This window comes from Epibacterium sp. Ofav1-8 (genome assembly GCF_022348185.1).
Taxonomy (GTDB): domain Bacteria; phylum Pseudomonadota; class Alphaproteobacteria; order Rhodobacterales; family Rhodobacteraceae; genus Epibacterium.
On sequence record NZ_JAKRFD010000010.1, the window covers coordinates 1 to 17329 of the forward strand.

Annotated in this window: 16 protein-coding genes; 9 read left to right on the top strand and 7 right to left on the bottom strand. The window is 63.5% G+C overall.

What is annotated here, in order from left to right; genetic code table 11:
• From MHM97_RS15755 to MHM97_RS15770, 4 genes are all read left to right on the top strand, one after another.
• Nucleotides 1-197, top strand: a 197-nt coding sequence (locus MHM97_RS15755) for an NAD(P)(+) transhydrogenase (Re/Si-specific) subunit beta (RefSeq protein WP_239323319.1), incomplete at its 5' end; no start/stop codon positions are given.
• Nucleotides 198-402: 205 nt separating this feature from the next.
• Nucleotides 403-783 (top strand): MerR family transcriptional regulator, encoded by a 381-nt coding sequence (locus MHM97_RS15760; protein WP_239323320.1) that lies wholly within the window; start codon nucleotides 403-405, stop codon nucleotides 781-783.
• Nucleotides 776-1153, top strand: a complete 378-nt coding sequence (locus MHM97_RS15765; RefSeq protein ID WP_239323321.1) for a carboxymuconolactone decarboxylase family protein — start codon at nucleotides 776-778, stop codon at nucleotides 1151-1153. The genes MHM97_RS15760 and MHM97_RS15765 overlap by 8 nt, the downstream gene beginning before the upstream one ends.
• Before the next feature lie 103 nt (nucleotides 1154-1256).
• On the top strand, nucleotides 1257-2537 hold the full coding sequence (locus MHM97_RS15770) for a DUF3422 family protein (RefSeq protein ID WP_239323322.1): 1281 nt from the start codon (nucleotides 1257-1259) through the stop codon (nucleotides 2535-2537).
• A 78-nt stretch (nucleotides 2538-2615) separates the two neighbouring features.
• On the opposite strand, the gene MHM97_RS15775 is transcribed toward MHM97_RS15770, so the two are convergent.
• From MHM97_RS15775 to MHM97_RS15785, 3 genes are all read right to left on the bottom strand, one after another.
• Nucleotides 2616-3608, bottom strand: a complete 993-nt coding sequence (locus tag MHM97_RS15775) for an ABC transporter permease (RefSeq protein WP_239323323.1) — start codon at nucleotides 3606-3608, stop codon at nucleotides 2616-2618.
• Nucleotides 3601-4608: an ABC transporter permease gene (locus tag MHM97_RS15780; protein ID WP_239323324.1), complete on the bottom strand. Its 1008-nt coding sequence runs from the start codon at nucleotides 4606-4608 to the stop codon at nucleotides 3601-3603. The genes MHM97_RS15775 and MHM97_RS15780 overlap by 8 nt, the downstream gene beginning before the upstream one ends.
• 198 nt (nucleotides 4609-4806) lie before the next feature.
• The gene (locus MHM97_RS15785; protein ID WP_239323325.1) at nucleotides 4807-6504 is read right to left on the bottom strand and encodes a peptide ABC transporter substrate-binding protein; all 1698 of its coding nucleotides are present in this window, start codon (nucleotides 6502-6504) and stop codon (nucleotides 4807-4809) included.
• A gap of 368 nt (nucleotides 6505-6872) precedes the next feature.
• Here MHM97_RS15785 and MHM97_RS15790 point away from each other — a divergent pair, with 368 nt between their 5' ends.
• The 4 genes from MHM97_RS15790 to MHM97_RS15805 all read left to right on the top strand — a co-directional run bounded on the left by MHM97_RS15790 (nucleotide 6873) and on the right by MHM97_RS15805 (nucleotide 12449).
• Nucleotides 6873-8693, top strand: coding sequence for an ABC transporter ATP-binding protein (locus tag MHM97_RS15790; protein WP_239323326.1), 1821 nt, complete (start codon nucleotides 6873-6875; stop codon nucleotides 8691-8693).
• Between the two features lie 3 nt (nucleotides 8694-8696).
• Complete coding sequence (argE, locus tag MHM97_RS15795) at nucleotides 8697-9863, top strand: acetylornithine deacetylase (RefSeq protein WP_239323327.1); 1167 nt, start codon at nucleotides 8697-8699, stop codon at nucleotides 9861-9863.
• A 183-nt stretch (nucleotides 9864-10046) separates the two neighbouring features.
• Nucleotides 10047-11213 (top strand): M20 aminoacylase family protein, encoded by a 1167-nt coding sequence (locus MHM97_RS15800; protein WP_239323328.1) that lies wholly within the window; start codon nucleotides 10047-10049, stop codon nucleotides 11211-11213.
• 72 nt (nucleotides 11214-11285) lie between these two features.
• Nucleotides 11286-12449, top strand: coding sequence for a M20 aminoacylase family protein (locus MHM97_RS15805; RefSeq protein ID WP_239323329.1), 1164 nt, complete (start codon nucleotides 11286-11288; stop codon nucleotides 12447-12449).
• A gap of 177 nt (nucleotides 12450-12626) precedes the next feature.
• On the opposite strand, the gene MHM97_RS15810 is transcribed toward MHM97_RS15805, so the two are convergent.
• From MHM97_RS15810 to moaA, 4 genes are all read right to left on the bottom strand, one after another.
• Nucleotides 12627-13010, bottom strand: coding sequence for a hypothetical protein (locus tag MHM97_RS15810; RefSeq protein ID WP_239323330.1), 384 nt, complete (start codon nucleotides 13008-13010; stop codon nucleotides 12627-12629).
• Nucleotides 13011-13192: 182 nt separating this feature from the next.
• The gene (locus MHM97_RS15815) at nucleotides 13193-14251 is read right to left on the bottom strand and encodes a glycosyltransferase family 4 protein (RefSeq protein WP_239323331.1); all 1059 of its coding nucleotides are present in this window, start codon (nucleotides 14249-14251) and stop codon (nucleotides 13193-13195) included.
• A 10-nt stretch (nucleotides 14252-14261) separates the two neighbouring features.
• Nucleotides 14262-15566 carry a 3-deoxy-D-manno-octulosonic acid transferase gene (locus tag MHM97_RS15820; protein WP_239323332.1) on the bottom strand — a complete coding sequence of 435 codons (1305 nt, stop codon included), beginning with the start codon at nucleotides 15564-15566 and terminating at the stop codon, nucleotides 14262-14264.
• Between the two features lie 10 nt (nucleotides 15567-15576).
• A complete protein-coding gene (gene moaA / locus MHM97_RS15825) occupies nucleotides 15577-16584 on the bottom strand; it encodes a GTP 3',8-cyclase MoaA (RefSeq protein ID WP_239323333.1) in 1008 nt (335 codons plus the stop codon).
• 104 nt (nucleotides 16585-16688) lie between these two features.
• On the opposite strand from moaA, the gene MHM97_RS15830 reads away from it, so the two are divergent.
• On the top strand, nucleotides 16689-17312 hold the full coding sequence (locus tag MHM97_RS15830) for a hypothetical protein (RefSeq protein ID WP_239323334.1): 624 nt from the start codon (nucleotides 16689-16691) through the stop codon (nucleotides 17310-17312).
• Nucleotides 17313-17329 lie beyond the last annotated feature (17 nt).

A 17329-nucleotide genomic window follows, 5' to 3' on the forward strand; every position in this document is an offset into this window, starting at 1 on the left:
AGGAAGACCCCAACTCGCCCATCGCCGGCATGCCGGTTCTGGAGTGCTGGAAGGCGAAACAGGTGTTTGTCTCCAAACGCGGTCAGGGCACGGGGTATTCTGGCATCGAGAACCCGCTGTTCTTCAAGGACAACACCCGCATGTTCTACGGCGACGCAAAACAATCCCTCAGCACGCTCCTCAACCTCATCGACTGAACGACGGGTGTGCTGACACGACACAGGGGGCGCTCCGAACGGGGCGCCCTTCTTGCTTTCATCTTTTCCATAAATATCTCGGGGGAGGCCCGTTCGGGCCGGGGGCAGAGCCCCCAATCGCCCAGCCAGAAGAAATCGCTTGTGCTGGAGTGCACTCCAGCACCTATGCTGCCCGCGACTCATCACCACAACAGGGAGAGCGCCCATGCGGATATCGCAGGTGGCCGCGAAGACCGGCCTCAGCATCGACACGCTGCGCTTTTACGAAAAGATCGGCCTGATCGAGCCACCGCCGCGCGACGGGGCCGGGCGGCGCGACTACCCGGAGGAGGTGCTGGGCTGGATCCGCTTTCTGGCGCAGCTCAACGCCACCGGCATGAAGCAGGCCGACCGGGTCCGTTATGCCCGCCTGCGGGCCGAAGGCGCGGCCACGGTGCCGGAGCGCCGCCGCATGCTGGAAGCGCACCGCAGCCATATGCAGGCCCAGATGCAGGCGCTGGAGGAAACACTGGCGCTGATGGATCGCAAGGTCGCGCTCTATCGGGACATGGAACACAAGCTGACACAGGAGAGTACAGATGTCTGACGCATTGGAGCAGGGCCGCGCCCTCTTGGCCGACATGAACCCGGGGCTGGAGGCGGCGCTGGCGGAGACCTACGACGCCCATGTGCCCGACATGGCGGAGAGCCTGGTGGAATGGGCCTATGGCCGCCACTACGCACGCTCCGGGCTCGATCACAAGACCCGGCAGCTCTGTACCGTGGCGGCCCTGACGGCGCTGGGGGGACAGACCGCACCGCAGCTCAAGGTCAATATCCGCCACACCTTGGCCACCGGCGCGAGCCAGCAGGAGATCCTGGAGGTGATCTGGCAGATGGCCGTTTATGGCGGCATGCCCGCCGCAATCAACGGGCTGAATGCCGCAATCGAGGTGTTCGAGGCCGGGGCCGCCTGATCTGTATACCGTTGCATCCCGCTAAGTCATTGAATGCCATGAAAAACTTTACAAAGGGCGGTGATCCTGACTAGGGTCTGGAAACTCGTTCCGGAAGGTTGCCATGGCTGCAATAGAAGATCACCCGCTGCGCTACCAGCTTGCCAATGAGCTGCATGCGCGCCCGTTTCCGACCATCCCGGTGCCCGCCACCGTGGCCTATCTGGCGGTGAAACAGCCCAAGGAAGCGGTGCACCGGGACCGGATGGCGGATCTTCAGCATCTGAAGGATCTGCTGGATCGGCACGGGGCCCCGCATCCGCAACCGGGGGCGACGCATCATACGGCGCAGCTGGGGCGCCATACCCTCAAATGGGAGCAACACACGGAGTTTGTGTCCTACACGCTGCACGGGGAGGGCGTCAGCGACCGCGCCTTTGATCCGCAGGACTTCGATCTGTTCCCGCCCGATTGGCTGGCGCAGGCCCCGGGGCAGCGGGTGACCTCGGCGCTGATCCGCATCGTGCCGCGCCCGCCGCAGGAGCAGATCAAGAAGAAAGTGCACGACTGGTTTGTGCCCGAAAGCCTCGCCATGGCCTCGGTTCTGGATGACAACGCGGTGGTGGCGGGCGATTTCCGCATCGACCCGGCGGGCCATGCGCGCTTTGCGCTTTTCATCAATGCCGAGACCGGCCCGCAGCGGGTGGGGCGCGTGGTGCAGCGGATCTGCGAGATCGAGACCTATCGCGCCATGTCGATGCTCGGGTTCTCGCGGGCACGGGGGCTTACGCCGACGATCAGCGCCATGGATGCCTCCCTGTCGGAGATGATGGGCGAGATGACCCGTGGCCATGTGCCGGCGGAGCAGACCTTGTCCCAGCTCCTGACGATCTCGGCGGAGCTGGAGGCGATGGCGGCGCAATCGGCGTTTCGGTTCGGCGCGACGGGGGCCTATGAGGCGCTGGTCAATCAGCGCATCGCCCTGTTGCGCGAACAGCGGTTCGAGGGGTTTCAGACCATGGCGGAATTCATGCTGCGCCGGTTCGAGCCCGCGATGCGCACGGTGCAGTCCAGCGAGAAGCGACTGGCGGTGCTGGCCGACAGGGCGCGGCGGGCAGGGGAGCTGCTGCGGACCCGGGTCGATGTGGAACGCTCGGCGCAGAACCAAGCCCTGCTGGAGAGCATGGACCGCCGCGCGGATCTGCAATTGCGCTTGCAGCACACGGTCGAGGGGCTCTCGGTGGTGGCGATCAGCTATTACGCGGTGTCGCTTGCGGGTTATGCGCTCTATCCGCTGGGCAAGGCGCTGGATCTCAGCAAGGGCATGCTGACGGCGATCCTGACGCCGCTGGTGATTGGTGCGGTGTTCCTGGCGGTGCGCCGCATTCGCAAGAGCCTGCATTAGAAAACGGATGTCCGCCCCTTGAGGTTGAAATCAAAAAGGCCGCCTCATCGGGCGGCCTTTTCGACTGTTAATAGTGCCTCAGCGGCCCCGAATGCGTGGGTCCAATGCATCGCGCAGGCCGTCGCCGAGGTAGTTCACCGACAGCACCGTCAGCGAGATCAGGATACCGGGCCAGACCACACGCTCCGGGAACAGGGTCATCCGGTCCACCGCATCATTCAGCAGCCGGCCCCAGGTCGGGAAATCCGGCGGGAAGCCAAAGCCGAGGAACGACAGCGCCGACTCGGTGATGATCGCGGTGGCGATCCCGAGCGTGGCCGAGACCATGATCGGCGACAGCACGTTCGGCAGGATGTGGCGCGCGATGATATTGCCCGGCTTGGTGCCGATGGAGCGCGCCGCGAGCACGAACTCGCGTTCCTTGATCGCCAGCACATCGCCGCGCACGATCCGCGCGGTCGGCATCCAGGAGGTGATCCCGATCAGGCAGACGATCAGTACAAAGATGCCGCCTTCGGGGCCGATGGATTGCGACAGGCTCTCGCGGAACAGCACCGCCGCCACCAGGATCATCGGCAACAGGGGCAGGGCGAGGAACAGGTCGGTCAACCGCATCAGGAGGCCGTCGAGCTTTTTGAAATAGCCCGCCAGCACCCCGATCAGGCTGCCGAGGATCAGCGCCAGGATCATCGCCGCCATGCCCACCGCCAGCGAGACGCGACCGCCGAACATCAGCCGCGCCAGCGTGTCACGACCGAGGTTGTCGGTGCCCAGCGGATAGGCCCAGTCCATCTTGGCCGAGGGGTCCCACAGCGCGTGATAGATCGGGCGCATGTCGCGCAGGGTGATGAAGTCGCGGCCCGTGGGCACGAATTTTGCATCGTTCCAGTAGACGAACGGGCCCACCACCACACCAAGCACGATGAGCAGGAACAGGCAGCCGCCAAACAGTGCCCCGCGGTGGGATTTGAACTGGTCCCAGATGTCGCGCCACTGGCTGCGCGGCGGGGTCGAAAGCTCCTCCTGCACGCTGGAATGCTGCAGGGTCTTGTCTTTTGCAGCGTCAGTCATAGCGGATCCTCGGGTCGAGAATGCCATAGAGCACATCGGCGATCAGGTTGAACAGCACGATGAGCACGGCAAAGATGAAGGTCAGGGTTTGCACCATGGGCAGGTCGTTGGCCTGGATGGCGCCGATCAGGAGCTGGCCGATGCCATTCACCTTGAACACCTGTTCGGTGATGATGGCGCCGCCAAAGATCGCGGGAATCCCCAGCGCGATCACGGTCACGACCGGGATCATGGAGTTGCGCAGCACATGCACCATGACCACGACATACTCGCCCAGACCCTTGGCCCGCGCGGTGCGCACGTAATCCTGGTTGAGGTTGTCGAGCATCGAGGCGCGCATGAAGCGGCTGAGCTGTGCGGTGATCTGCAGCGCAAGCACCATCACCGGCATCACCATCTGCTGCAGCTGTTTCACGAAGGTCTCCCAGCTGGTGACCTCCAGCGTGGTGTCATAGATCGACGGGAACCAGCCCAGCTGCACCGAGAAGATCACGATCACCAGCACGCCGGAAAAGAACGGCGGCACGGAAAAGCCCACCATCGACACGAAGGTGCCGAGCTGGTCGAACCAGCTGTACTGGCGATAGGCCGAATAGATGCCGATCGGCAGCGCGATCAGGATCGCGACGATATAGGCGGTGCCCACAACCCAGAGGGTCTGCGGCAGGCGCTGCACCACGATGTCCATCACCGGCGAGCGGGTCTGCCAGGAGATCACACGCAGGTCACCTGCGGAAAAGGACGTGCCGAAGATATGATCGACCAGAACCTGCGGTTCGATCCAGAAGAACTGCACGATCCACTTCCAGAACCGGATGTGGACGGGCTCGCCAAGGCCGAGGGCGATGCGCATCTTCTCTTTCACTTCGGGGGGAACGGTCAGGGGAACCTGCGCCATCGGATCGCCGGGGGCGAGTTCCAGGAGCAGGAAGATCACGAGACTGATGAACAGCAGCGTCGGCACTGCGAGGATCAGCCGTCGGATGGTAAAAGTCAGCATCAGCCGGGCGCCTTTGCAATTGAGTTTGTCGAGAGGTCCGCGTCTGCCTTGCCCCAGCGGGGCGGGGTGCGCGTCATGCCGGGTCTCTTAAGTCAACTCCGACGTGACAACAATGCCGGATTGGGTTGAGAAACGGTAACGCGAAAACCAGTGGGCCCCGGTACGATGTCCGGGGCCCTGTTGACTGCGGATGAGCGCTTATTCGGCGCGGTACCAGTCTGCTGCGTTCCACAGCTCGCTGTCCCACACGTTCAGGTCAACACCGCCGAGGGTGTTGGAATGTGCGGACAGACGGCCACGGTGCACCAGCGGGATCATGCCGCCTTTTTCGAACACGATGGTGTTCAGCTTCTGACCGATCTCGATCCGCTTTGCCATGTCGGCGGTCTGGGTCAGCTCCTTGTGCAGGGCGTCGAATTCTTCGTCGCAGAAGCGGGAGATGTTCTCACCCTGCCACTGGGACGCCGGAGTCGGTGCCTTGTCGCACAGGCCGTTGCCGAAGTAGGACTGCGGGTCGGTGCCATTGAAGGTGTTGGCGTACATTTCAACGTCCGCATAGAACTTCTGGAAGGTGTCCGGGGAGCCCGGGTCGCCGCCGAAGAACACGGAGGAGTTGATGTTGCGCAGTTCGGTTTCGATGCCGATCTCGCTCCACCACTGTTTGATCAGCGCCTGGAAGTCCTGACGGACGGCGTTGGTCGAGGTCTGGTAGAGGATCTTCAGCGGAACACCGTCTTTTTCGCGGATGCCGTCGCCGTCGGTGTCAACGATACCTGCCTGGTCGAGCAGGGCGTTTGCACCGGCGATGTCCTGAGTGTCACAGCCTTCGGGATTGATCGCAAAGGCTTCGGGGGCCGGAACCCAGGAGCAGGACACACGACCGGCCTTGCCGTAGCCGATTTCAACCAGCAGCGGACGGTCGATGGCCATGGACATCGCCTTGTAGACCGCCGGGTCGGACAGGAACGGGTGCGGACGGATCACCGAACGCTCTTCCGGGCCGAGATCCGGAGAGGGGTTGGTGTTGTTGAGCATGATGCGCTCCAGCAGCGGACCAAAGCCCGCAACGGCCTTGCCTTTGCCGCCGGCTTCCATCTGCGAGATGACATCAGGTGCCAGCTGCAGGTTCCAGGCATAGTCGAACTCGCCGGTTTCCATCACGGCACGGCCGGCTGCGGTCGCATCGCCGCCACCTTTGAACAGGACCTTTGCAAAGGCGGGCTTTGCCGGGTCACGATAGTTCGGGTTCGCGGAGAGGGTGATCACGTCGTTCGGCTTGAACTCGTCGACCACGAAGGGGCCGGTGCCGATCGGGCTGAAGTTCGCTTCGGTACATTCCGGGGCCTTGGCACCGAGGCAGTCCGCGAACTGGGCGGCCTGAATGATCGGGCTCTCGCCACCGACGAAGGGACCGTAGGGGAAGGGCGTTGCCTCTTCGAAGGTCACGACGATGGTGCTGTCGTCCGGGGTTTCAACGGAGGTCACGCCTTCGAACTTGGTCACCTGCGCGCAGCCGCCCTCGGGGTGGGTGCAGTAGTCATAGGTGAATTTCACATCGGCAGAGGTAAGATCGGAGCCGTCGGACCATTTGATCCCGGGCTTCAGCTTCCAGGTGATCTGGGTCAGGTCTTCGCTCACGCCGCCGTTCTCGACGGTGGGGACCTCTTCGACCAGCCACGGCACCATCTCGCCAGAGGCGTTGTAGCGCGCCAGCGGCTCGATCACGAGCGAGGCCGCTTCCACGTCCTTGGTGCCGCCGGACAGGAACGGGTTCATGATGGACGGGGCTTGCCAATAGATGATGTTGACCTGGCCGTCCGAGCCACGCTCGGCAAAGGCAGCCGGGGCGAAGGCGGCGGATGCCACAGCCCCCAGCAGAAGGGTTTTCAATGTCATTGCACTCTCCTTGTCGGAACCGACATAGTGTTTTTGTTGTACAGGTTACGCCTGTTAACGGCGCATCCCGTGCCCGCGCAAATCCTGCGCGGCGCAGTTTGGAATGTGCGTCCACCGCGGACGTATGGATGTCAGGAAAGCCCGAAAGCCGAAGCTCCGGATCTGCGGTCCGTTGTGTCGGACCTGTTTTCATAACCCCCTGTCGCCTTTGGCGTTCACTGCCGGTATCGAAACAGAGTTTTCAGAAAATGCAAGACCTGCGTAACAGGAAATCCGTGCGGGGGTTTGACGCTACCGGTTGCATCGGCTTAGATCGCGCCCCAACAGGTACTGCTCCGGTGCCGCCAAAAAACAGACAGGATACGTGGATGTTGGACCAGCCCATTGCTCAGATCAAAGGCCTCCGGGTCGAGTTCGAAACCAAGGACGGCCCGGTGGTCGGGGTTGAGAATGTTTCGTTTGACGTTACGGCCGGTGAAACATTGTGCATCGTGGGAGAGTCCGGATCGGGCAAATCTGTCTCCTCGCTCTCGCTGATGCGTCTGGTCGAATACGGCGGTGGCACCATTGCGGGTGGCGAATTGATGTTCGATCCGGGCGACGACAAGCCCATCGATCTGGCCAAGGCCGAGAGCGATCTGATGAAGCAGATTCGCGGAAATCAGATCGGGATGATTTTCCAGGAACCGATGACCGCGCTCAATCCGGTGTTCACCGTGGGCCGCCAGTTGACTGAAGGTCTGCGAATCCACAAGGGCATGACCAAAAAAGAGGCAGAAGCCCGCGCCATCGAGATTCTGCGCGAGGTCCGCATCCCCGAGGCCGAGCGGCGGATGAAGCAATATCCGCATGAACTCTCTGGCGGCATGCGCCAGCGGGTGGTGATCGCCATGGCGATGGCCTGCGAGCCGCGCCTGCTGATTGCGGATGAGCCCACAACCGCGCTCGACGTGACCATCCAGGCCGAAATTCTTGCGCTGATGGATCGTCTGAAGCGCGAAACCGGCACTGCCGTGATGTTCATCACCCACGATATGGCGGTGGTGGCGCAGATGGCCGACCGCGTGGTGGTCATGTATCGCGGCAACAAGGTCGAAGAGGGCACCGTCCACGAGATCTTTGAGAACCCGCAGCACGACTATACCAAGGCGCTGCTGGCGGCGGTTCCAAAACTCGGCGAGATGCGCGGCAAGGACTACCCGGAGCCGATGAAGCTGATGGGCGTCGAACAGGCCGAGATCAAGCCGATCAAAGGCACCGATGAGGTGCTGTTGAACGTGGAAAACCTCGTCACCCGCTTTCCGGTGAAAGGGGGGCTGCTGCGCCGCACGGTGGCGCAGGTGCATGCGGTCGAGGATGTGTCGTTCAAGGTGTTCAAGGGTCAGACCCTGAGCCTTGTGGGGGAATCGGGCTGTGGCAAATCCACCTGTGGTCGGTCGCTCCTGCGGTTGGTGGAGCCCACCTCTGGCAAGATCGAATTCGAGGGCCGCGATGTCCTCGGCCTCAACCAGCGGGATCTGCACAAGGCGCGCCTGGATATGCAGATGATCTTTCAGGATCCCTTTGCCTCGCTCAATCCGCAGATGCAGCTGATGGATCAGGTCGCAGAGCCGATGAAGAACTACAACATCGCCTCCGGCTCTGAAATTCAGGACCGGGTGGCGGCCCTGTTTGATCGGGTGCATCTGCCGCGCAGCTTCATGCGTCGCTTCCCGCACGAGATGTCCGGTGGCCAGCGTCAGCGGATCGCGATCGCCCGCGCCCTCGCACTAAACCCGAAATTGATCGTCGCGGATGAGGCCGTTTCGGCGCTGGACGTGTCGGTGCAGGCGCAGGTTCTGAACCTGATGATGGAATTGCAGGCCGATCTGGAGCTGTCGTTCCTGTTCATCAGCCACGACATGGCGGTGGTGGAGCGCGTCAGCCATCAGGTCGGCGTGATGTATCTGGGGCGTCTGGTTGAAATCGGCCCGCGGGCGCGGGTGTTCGAAAACCCCGCCCATGCCTATACGCAGGCGCTGATGAAGGCGGTACCGATCGCCGACCCAAACCAGCGCAAGAGCGAGAAGGATCTGAACTTCAAGCCGATCCCGTCGCCGATCCACGATATGAGCTACACGCCCGAGCCTTCGGACTACGTGGAGGTGGAGCCGGGCCATTTTGTGCTGATGACCGATTCCGGGTACTGAGGCATGGCCGACCGTCTGACCCCGCTGGAGATCATGGCGCGTTTGGTGGCGTTTCCGACCGTGAGCCGCGACACCAATCGCCCGCTGGTGGACTGGGTGTCGGGGTATCTCGACAGCCATGGCATCGCCCATCACATCTGGGTGGATCCGGAGCAGCCGGAAAAGGCCGGGCTTTACGCCCATGTCGGCCCGATGATCGACGGCGGCGTGCTGCTGTCGGGCCATACCGATGTGGTGCCGGTGGAGGGGCAGGACTGGACCTCTGACCCCTATGAGGTCGTGGAGCGCGACGGCAAATACTTTGGCCGTGGTTGCGCCGACATGAAGGGGTTCGACGCGCTGGCGCTCTGGGCGCTGGTCGAGGGCCATTATGCGGATCTGAAACGGCCCTTGCAGCTGGCCTATACCTTTGACGAGGAAATCGGCTGCACGGGCGCGCCGCCGCTGATCGTCGAGATCCAGAAACACCTGCCCAGGGCCGAAGCGGTGATCGTCGGAGAGCCGTCGATGCTGAAGGCCGTCACCGGTCACAAGGGCGGCGCCGGGTTTGCCACGCGGGTGGTGGGCCACGAGGTGCACAGCTCGCTCATGCATGAGGGCGTCAGCGCCATCATGGAAGGGGCGCGGCTGATCGACTGGGCCAATCGGCGCAATGCGGAGAACCGTGCCAAGCCCGCCACCGAGGTGGCCGCGATGTTCACCCCGCCTTGGACCACCTGTCACGTGGGCATGGTGTCCGGCGGGACGGCGCATAACATCACCGCGGGCGCGTGCCAGTTCTGGATGGATTTCCGCGCCGTGCCGGGCGAGTCGCTGGCCCAGTGGGAGGCCACCTATCGCGCCGAGGTTGCCCGGGTCGAGGCCGAGATGCAGGCGGTGCATCCCGACACGCGCATCGAGGTCGAGCAGGTTTTTTATGTTCCGGGGCTGGTGCCCGAGGAGGACGGCGCCGCCGAAAGCCTGGTGCGCGGCCTGACCGGCGACAACGGCAGCCATGTGGTGAGCTATGGCACCGAGGCGGGGCAATATCAGGAGGCCGGCTATTCCGCGGTGATCTGTGGACCCGGCGATATTGCCCAGGCCCATCAGGCGGATGAGTTCATAACCGTGGCGCAATTCGAGGCGGGCCACCAGTTCATGCGCGATCTGGTGGCGCGGCTTATGCAGTGACCTGACAGGGGGGCGCGCCGGTGGCCCGGGGCCCTCGATTGATCTGACGCAACGTCACTCCTGCTGGCACGCCGTGTGGTGTCGGCGCGCCGGGAGGCCACGTGGTGGTTCGCCCGGCCACAGCCCTTGCGTTCCGGCGAGGCTTGCGTCACTCATTCGCTAACAGGTTAAGGAAGGTCTCTCATGCCCGTCAGGAATCGATTTGCCGAGTTGCTGCCCGAAATCACCGCGTGGCGTCATGATTTCCATGAACACCCCGAGTTGATGTATGACGTGCACCGCACCGCCGGGCTGGTGCAGGAACGCCTGACCGCCTTTGGCTGTGACGAGGTGGTGCCGGGGATCGGCAAGACCGGCGTGGTTGGCGTCATCAAGGGCAAGAGCACCGCATCCGGCAAGGTGATCGCCCTGCGCGCCGATATGGACGCGCTGCCCATCCACGAGGAAACCGGGCTGGACTATGCCTCCAAAACACCGGGCAAGATGCACGCTTGCGGCCACGACGGCCACACCGCGATCCTGCTGGGGGCTGCAAAATACCTCTCTGAGACGCGCAATTTCAACGGCACCGTGGTGCTTTTGTTCCAGCCCGCCGAGGAAGGCGGGGCCGGGGGCAAGGCCATGGTCGATGATGGCGTGATGGACCGCTGGGGCGTGCAGGAGGTCTATGGCCTGCACAATATGCCGGGCCTGCCGGTGGGCCATATCGCCACCCGCGTCGGTGGCCTCTTGGCCTCCTCGGATGAATTTGAAATTGAAGTGACCGGCAAGGGCGGCCATGCCGCCGCGCCCCATGATGCCATCGACACCACGCTGGTGGCGTCGCAGATCGTGGTCTCGCTGCACTCCATCGTGTCGCGCAACGTGGACCCGATTCACCGCGTCGTGCTCACCGTCGGCACCTTTGAAACCGACAGCACCGCCTCCAATGTGATCGCCCATCGGGCCAAGCTCAAGGGCACCGTGCGCACGCTGGATGCGGAGAACCGCAAGCTGGCCGAGGCGCGCGTGCGCCGTGTCGCCGAGGATACCGCCTCGGCCTTTGGCGCGACGGCCAGGGTCACATGGACGCCGGGCTATCCGGTGACGGAAAACACCGCCGCCGAGGTCGCCCATGCGGTCAAGGCTGCGCAGGCCGTGACCGAGAGCGTCGATCCCGATGCCGCGCCGATCATGCCGTCGGAGGATTTCGCCTATATGCTTGAAGCCCGGCCCGGCGCCTATATCTTTTTGGGCAATGGCGACACCGCCATGTGCCACCATCCGGCCTATCAGTTCGATGACGATGCCATCCCGCTGGGATGCAGCTGGTTTGTGGAACTGTGCGAAGGCCGGATGCCCATCGCCTGAACACAGGCCCACCCCAAGGCCGGCCAACCCGTGCGCGCGGCCTTGGATTCACCGAACACCTAGGAGAGACTTATGCCCGTCAAGAACCGTTTTGCCGAATTGCAGGCCGAGATCACCGAATGGCGACGAGACATTCACGAAAACCCGGAAATCCTGTTTGAAACCCATCGCACCAGTGCGCTGGTTGAGGAAAAGCTGAAGGCATTCGGCTGCGACGAGGTGGTCACGGGCATTGGCCGCACGGGCGTCGTGGGCGTGATCAAGGGCAAATCCGATACCTCTGGCAAGGTCATCGGCCTGCGCGCCGACATGGACGCGCTGCCGATCCACGAGGAAACCGGTCTGGAGTATGCTTCCAAGACCGCAAATGCGATGCATGCCTGCGGCCACGACGGCCATACCGCGATGCTCCTTGGCGCGGCAAAGTACCTGTCGGAGACCCGCAACTTCGACGGCACCGTGGTGGTGATCTTCCAACCCGCCGAAGAAGGCGGCGGCGGCGGCAAGGAAATGTGCGACGACGGCATGATGGACCGTTGGGGCATCCAGGAGGTCTATGGCATGCACAACTGGCCGGGCCGTCCGGTGGGCAGCTTTGCGATCCGCCCGGGCGCGTTTTTTGCCGCGACCGACCAGTTCGACATCACCTTCACCGGCAAGGGCGGCCACGCCGCAAAACCGCATGAGACCGTGGATTCGACCGTGATGGCAGCGCAGGCGGTACTTGCCCTGCAAACCATCGCCGCGCGCAACGCCGATCCGGTGCATCAGATCGTGGTGTCGGTAACTTCGTTCGAGACCTCCTCCAAGGCGTTCAACGTGATTCCAGAGCGGGTGCAGATCAAGGGCACCGTGCGCACCATGGCCAAGGAACTGCGCGACCTGGCCGAAACCCGCATCAACGAGATCTGCTCCGGCATCGCCGCCACCTTTGGCGGCGCGGCGGAGGTGACCTATCACCGGGGCTATCCGGTGATGGTGAACCACGAGGAACAGACCGAATTCGCCGCTAAAGTGGCGCGTGATGTTTCCGGTCAGTGTGACGAGGCGCCGCTGGTCATGGGCGGCGAGGATTTTGCCTTCATGCTGGAAGAGCGCCCCGGGGCCTATATCCTGGTGGGTAACGGCGACACCGCCGCAGTGCACCACCCCAAATACAACTTCACCGATGATGCAATCCCAGCGGGATGCAGCTGGTGGGCCGAAATCGTCGAGCAACGCCTGCCGGCGGCCTGATCGCGGCCCGCGCGACCGCTCCCCTCGCCTTGCGGGGCGGGGGCGCGTCTGCGTTGATGGAACGATGAAAAAGGGGGCCAAACGGCCCCCTTTTGCGGTGTAGATTATTGCAGCTATCACGGGATGCGGATCGGCGTATCGTCGATCCCCGGCACCTGCTGGTTATTTCCGTGCTGGTTATTTGTCGAAACTCTGGCCAACGATGGCGCAGCTGTCGAACCCGTCGGGCAGATTGGCCTGACACTGGCTCATGGCAGCGATGTCGGCCGCTTTCTGGTCGTCAAACCCCCAGGACTGACCCACCGGCAGCACGGCGGCCGGTTCGGCACAATCGATCGACGCGTTGGCAGGGTAGACCGGCACCGCGTAGGACCCGTGCCCGTCGATGCGCGCCGCCCAGGCGGCCATTTCCTGCTTGGCACTGTCACAGACGCCGGTCGACACCCGCAGAACGCGCAGATCCTTGTCGACCATCGGGTTTGTGGATTGGGCAAATGCGGGAACGGTGAGGGCGATGGCCGATCCAAGCGTAACGACGGCAAGCGAAACTTTATTGAACATCAAAAACCTCCTGGTCATGGCTCTGCATGACATCTGTCAATAGACGAGGCGCCGTGTGGCACCGACTGTCCTAACAACGGCGGGGCGACAGGAAAGGTTCCGAGAATTTTATGTATCGCGTGGGCTCAGGTTCGGAAGGAATCCGGAAAATGTCGGCCTTTCAGCGCCTTGACGGCATTCCGTCAGGCCGAAAGGAGCTGGCGATAGACCGCAAGAATTGCCGCGGCTTCGCCCTGCAGACGAAAATTCCGCTGTACGTGATCGCGCGCGGCGGCGGACATGCGGCGCAGCCGGTCCGGGTCTGACATCAGGTCGATCATATCCGCGGTGATCTTGTCGAGATCCTCGATGTCGCACAGGGTGCCGGTTTCGGCGGGCACCACCAGCTCCTCAAAGGCGCCAACGCGTGTGGCGACTGCTGGTGCGCCGCAGGCCATGGCTTCGAGCGGGGTCAGGCCGAAGCCTTCCCAGCGCTGCGGCGCGACATAGAGATCCAGCGCCTGGAAATGGCGGGGCACATCCTCGACCGGAACCTCGTCGCGAAACAGGATGCGATCCGACAGGCCGGCGGCGGCGACCTCATCCTTCAGGCCTTGCAGAAACTCGGCATTGTCGGCGGTTGCCCGCCCCATCATCAGGCCGCGCGCCTGCGGGTTGGCGCGGCAGGCTTCGATCATCGCTTTGACAAAAAGGTCATTGCCTTTCTGATGGCGAATACGTCCGAAGCATCCGACCAGAATGCCGTCCTCGGGCAGGTCCAGGGCACGGCGCAGGGCGGCGCGGTCCGCGACCGGCTGGAACAGATCGCAGTCGATCCCGTGGCGAATGACCGTCGCCGCGCGCTCCAGATAGCTTGCGGATTTCGCCGAGGTGGCAATCACCGCATCCATGCGCCGGATCAGCCAGCGGGTGAACCCGGTGTGGCGGCGTTGCGCGGCGGAGGTGAACAGGAGCTTGAGTTTCTTGCCCAGCAGGTATTTGAGCGCCAGCCCGGCGACCATCTCGTTGTTGCGCCGGGCGTGCCAGACGCGGGTGCCGGAGGGCCCGCTGCGCGACATCGACCAGAGCGCGGAGGGTTTCACCTGCGGCACTTCCGGTGGCAGGTCTGGGGTGGCAGCACAGATGCCGATCTCTCGGGCTTGCAACGGCACCAGCCGGATCACGGTGGAGGTCACACCGGAGTAGCGTTTCTTGAAATTCGGCGCGATCACGTCGATCTGGCGGAGGTCGATCTGGCTCATGGGGCGCCCTTCATGGCTGGGGCGGCAGCAGGTCCAGCAGCGCCGCCACGGTGTGATGCATCTGATCCGACTGGCGCGCCAGAAAGGCGCGACCCCGGTCGCGCGCCGTGTCTAGGGCATGGGGCGTGTCGAGCCAAGTCCCCACAGCTGCGGTCAGCGTCTCGGCGCTGGTCACTTCCCGGGCTGCGCCGGTCTCGATCAGCTCGGCAAAGGATTCGGCAAAGTTATAGGCCCCGGGACCGGTCAGCACCGCGCCACCGGCCTGCATCACCTCAAACGGGTTGTGACCGCCGATGTCGCGCAGGGAGCCACCCAGAAAAACCAGCGGACACAGGCTGTACCAGATGCCGACCTCGCCCAGCGTGTCGGCAAGATACACCTGCGTCGACGTGCGGGGCAGGGCGTCGCGACTGCGCCGGATCGAGGTCAAGCCCGCCTCGGCAATCATCGCCTCCAGCTGGTCGCCTCGGTGGGGATGGCGCGGGGCCAGCAGCAGCAGCAAATCGGGGTGATCCACCAGCAACGCTTTATGCGCCGCCAGCACGGTCTCCTCTTCGCCCTCATGGGTGGAGGAGGCCACCCAGACCGGGCGCGGGCCAATGGCGTCGCGGACCTCTGTCAGCGTGTCTTGATCCACCGGCAGCGGATCGGAGAGCGCCTTGAGGTTGCTGCCTTCCTTCAGACGGGCGGGATCGGCACCCATGGCCTTCAGGTTGACGGCGGTTTGCGCATTCTGCGTCAGCATCAGTGCGAACTGATCCAGCAGGAACTGCGCCGTGGCGTGGCGTTTGGTCCAACTGGCGACGGATTTCGGTGACAGGCGCGCATTCAACAGCACCAGTGGCACGCCCGCCCCCCGTGCGCGCACCAGCATTTGCGGCCATAGCTCGCTCTCGACAAAAATGCCAAGGTCGGGTTTCCAATGGTCCAGAAACCGCGCCACCGCCGCGCCGGTATCCAGCGGCGGAAACTGATGGCGGGTGCGGGGTGGCAGCCGCTTGGCAATCAGATCGGCCGAGGTGGGCGTGCCCGATGTGATCAGAAACTCCAGATCCGGCGCCGCCTCACCAAGGCGGTGGATCAGCGTCAGCACCGACAGGCTTTCTCCGACGCTTGCGGCGTGGAACCAGACCAGACGGCCCGCGGGGCGGGGCAGGGTGGCATAGCCCAGACGCTCGCGCACCCGCGGCTCGGGCACGCCATGCTGGCGCAGCTTGCCCGCAACCTTGGACCACATCAGCGGGGCCAACAGTGCTGAGGCACCGCGATAAAGATGATAGAGCAGGGTCGGGCGGACCTGCGATTGATCGCTCATATGTGGGGCCTTACCCGCCGGTGTGGCTCATGTGGCGCGGCATCTGGCCGTCCACGGTCTGGCGGGAGTAGTCAAAATCATGCCCTTTGGGCTTGAGGTTGATGGCGGCGCGAATGGCCTCTTCCAGCGGGGCCTCGGTGTCGGGGTGGTCCCGCAGCGGCGCGCGCAGGTCGGCCATGTCTTCCTGACCAAGGCACATATACAGCTCACCAGTGCAGGTGAGGCGCACCCGGTTGCAGCTTTCGCAGAAGTTATGGCTGAGCGGCGTGATAAAACCGATCTTCTGGCCGGTTTCCTCCAGCCGCACATAGCGGGCAGGGCCACCGGTGCGCTCGGCCAGATCGGTGACCTGATAGCCGGCCTCATAGGCTTTGCGCACATCCTTCAGCGACCAATACTGGCCCAACCGGCTTTCATTGCCGATATCGCCCATTGGCATCACTTCGATCCACGTCAGATCAATGCCACGCTCGGCGCACCATGCGGTCATCGAGAACAGCTCGTCCTCGTTAAAGCCCTTGAGCGCAACCGCGTTGATCTTGATCCTGAGCCCCGCAGCCTGCGCCGCATCAATGCCTCGCAGCACCTGCGGCAAGCGACCCCAGCGGGTGACATCCGCGAATTTCTTCTCATCCAGCGTATCAAGCGAGACATTGACCCGCCGCACACCTGCATCAAACAGTGCTTGCGCATGTTTTTCCAGCTGCGAGCCATTGGTGGTCAGGGTCAGCTCCTTGAGCGCGCCGCTGTCCAGATGGCGGGTCATCGACCGGAAGAAGGTCATGATGTCGCGGCGCACCAAAGGCTCACCGCCGGTGATGCGCAGCTTCTCGACCCCGAGATTTACAAAGGTGGAACACATGCGGTCCAGCTCTTCCAGCGTCAGAAGCTCTTTCTTCGGCAGGAAGGTCATGTTCTCGGACATGCAATAGACGCAGCGAAAATCGCAACGGTCGGTGACCGAGACCCGCAGGTAGGTGATCGCGCGCGCGAAGGGATCAATAAGAGGTGCTGTCATAAAGACATAGGTAAGGCGGTAACTCGCTCAGGACAATAGCGAGACGGTATCAGATGGCGGCATTCTTGCTGGTATCCTCGCCGCGCTGCGGCTAGGGTCGCGGCATGACTCGTCGTGCTTTCAAACACCTGACGCTTGCCGTCCTCGTTGCCGGTGGCGTTTCCGCCTGTAACGCCCTTGGTGGCGTTCATCTGAATTCGCAGGTCCTGCAAGGGCTGGGCAGCGGCGTGCAGATGGAGCCGATGACACCGCGGTCCCCGGATGCGCCGCCGTCTGTCGAGACAGAGGAACTGGCCGCCTCCGGTGGGCAGTCCTGGTCGTCGCCGGCCTCCACGCAGGAGGCCATTCGGCCGACCCCGCAGGCCGCCCCTGCGACCGCGCCGCAGACCACCGCCGCAGCAGCGCCGCAGACGACGCAGGCACCGGCTGCCGCACCGCAGACGAGCGCGCCTGCGCCCGTTGTGGCGTCAGCGCAGTCGTTTGTTGGCCAGAAAACCACCGTTGCAGGTCTGGGCGATCCCGGTCGCGATGGGTTGTGGATGGAAACACCGCTGGTGTCCTCGCGCCGCAATGCCCGCCTGACCGCGCCGAACGGCAAGTCGGTTGTGGTGACGCTGGAGCCGATCTCCGGTTCCGCCGGTCAGGGCAGCCGCTTGTCGATCGACGGGATGCGCGCGCTTGGCCTGCCGCTGACGGAACTGGTGGAGATCCGGGTCGGCCCGGTCTGATCCCCGGACCCGGTTTA

Excerpts from the sequence above, each read along its gene's own strand:
- argE (WP_239323327.1), top strand. The coding sequence starts at position 8,697 with ATGGCCGACCGTCTGACCCCGCTGGAGATCATGGCGCGTTTGGTGGCG.
- moaA (WP_239323333.1), bottom strand. The coding sequence starts at position 16,584 with ATGACAGCACCTCTTATTGATCCCTTCGCGCGCGCGATCACCTACCTG.
- MHM97_RS15780 (WP_239323324.1), bottom strand. The coding sequence starts at position 4,608 with ATGCTGACTTTTACCATCCGACGGCTGATCCTCGCAGTGCCGACGCTG.
- MHM97_RS15775 (WP_239323323.1), bottom strand. The coding sequence starts at position 3,608 with ATGACTGACGCTGCAAAAGACAAGACCCTGCAGCATTCCAGCGTGCAG.
- MHM97_RS15800 (WP_239323328.1), top strand. The coding sequence starts at position 10,047 with ATGCCCGTCAGGAATCGATTTGCCGAGTTGCTGCCCGAAATCACCGCG.
- MHM97_RS15810 (WP_239323330.1), bottom strand. The coding sequence starts at position 13,010 with ATGTTCAATAAAGTTTCGCTTGCCGTCGTTACGCTTGGATCGGCCATC.
- MHM97_RS15770 (WP_239323322.1), top strand. The coding sequence starts at position 1,257 with ATGGCTGCAATAGAAGATCACCCGCTGCGCTACCAGCTTGCCAATGAG.
- MHM97_RS15760 (WP_239323320.1), top strand. The coding sequence starts at position 403 with ATGCGGATATCGCAGGTGGCCGCGAAGACCGGCCTCAGCATCGACACG.
- MHM97_RS15765 (WP_239323321.1), top strand. The coding sequence starts at position 776 with ATGTCTGACGCATTGGAGCAGGGCCGCGCCCTCTTGGCCGACATGAAC.
- MHM97_RS15805 (WP_239323329.1), top strand. The coding sequence starts at position 11,286 with ATGCCCGTCAAGAACCGTTTTGCCGAATTGCAGGCCGAGATCACCGAA.
- MHM97_RS15815 (WP_239323331.1), bottom strand. The coding sequence starts at position 14,251 with ATGAGCCAGATCGACCTCCGCCAGATCGACGTGATCGCGCCGAATTTC.
- MHM97_RS15820 (WP_239323332.1), bottom strand. The coding sequence starts at position 15,566 with ATGAGCGATCAATCGCAGGTCCGCCCGACCCTGCTCTATCATCTTTAT.
- MHM97_RS15830 (WP_239323334.1), top strand. The coding sequence starts at position 16,689 with ATGACTCGTCGTGCTTTCAAACACCTGACGCTTGCCGTCCTCGTTGCC.
- MHM97_RS15790 (WP_239323326.1), top strand. The coding sequence starts at position 6,873 with ATGTTGGACCAGCCCATTGCTCAGATCAAAGGCCTCCGGGTCGAGTTC.
- MHM97_RS15785 (WP_239323325.1), bottom strand. The coding sequence starts at position 6,504 with ATGACATTGAAAACCCTTCTGCTGGGGGCTGTGGCATCCGCCGCCTTC.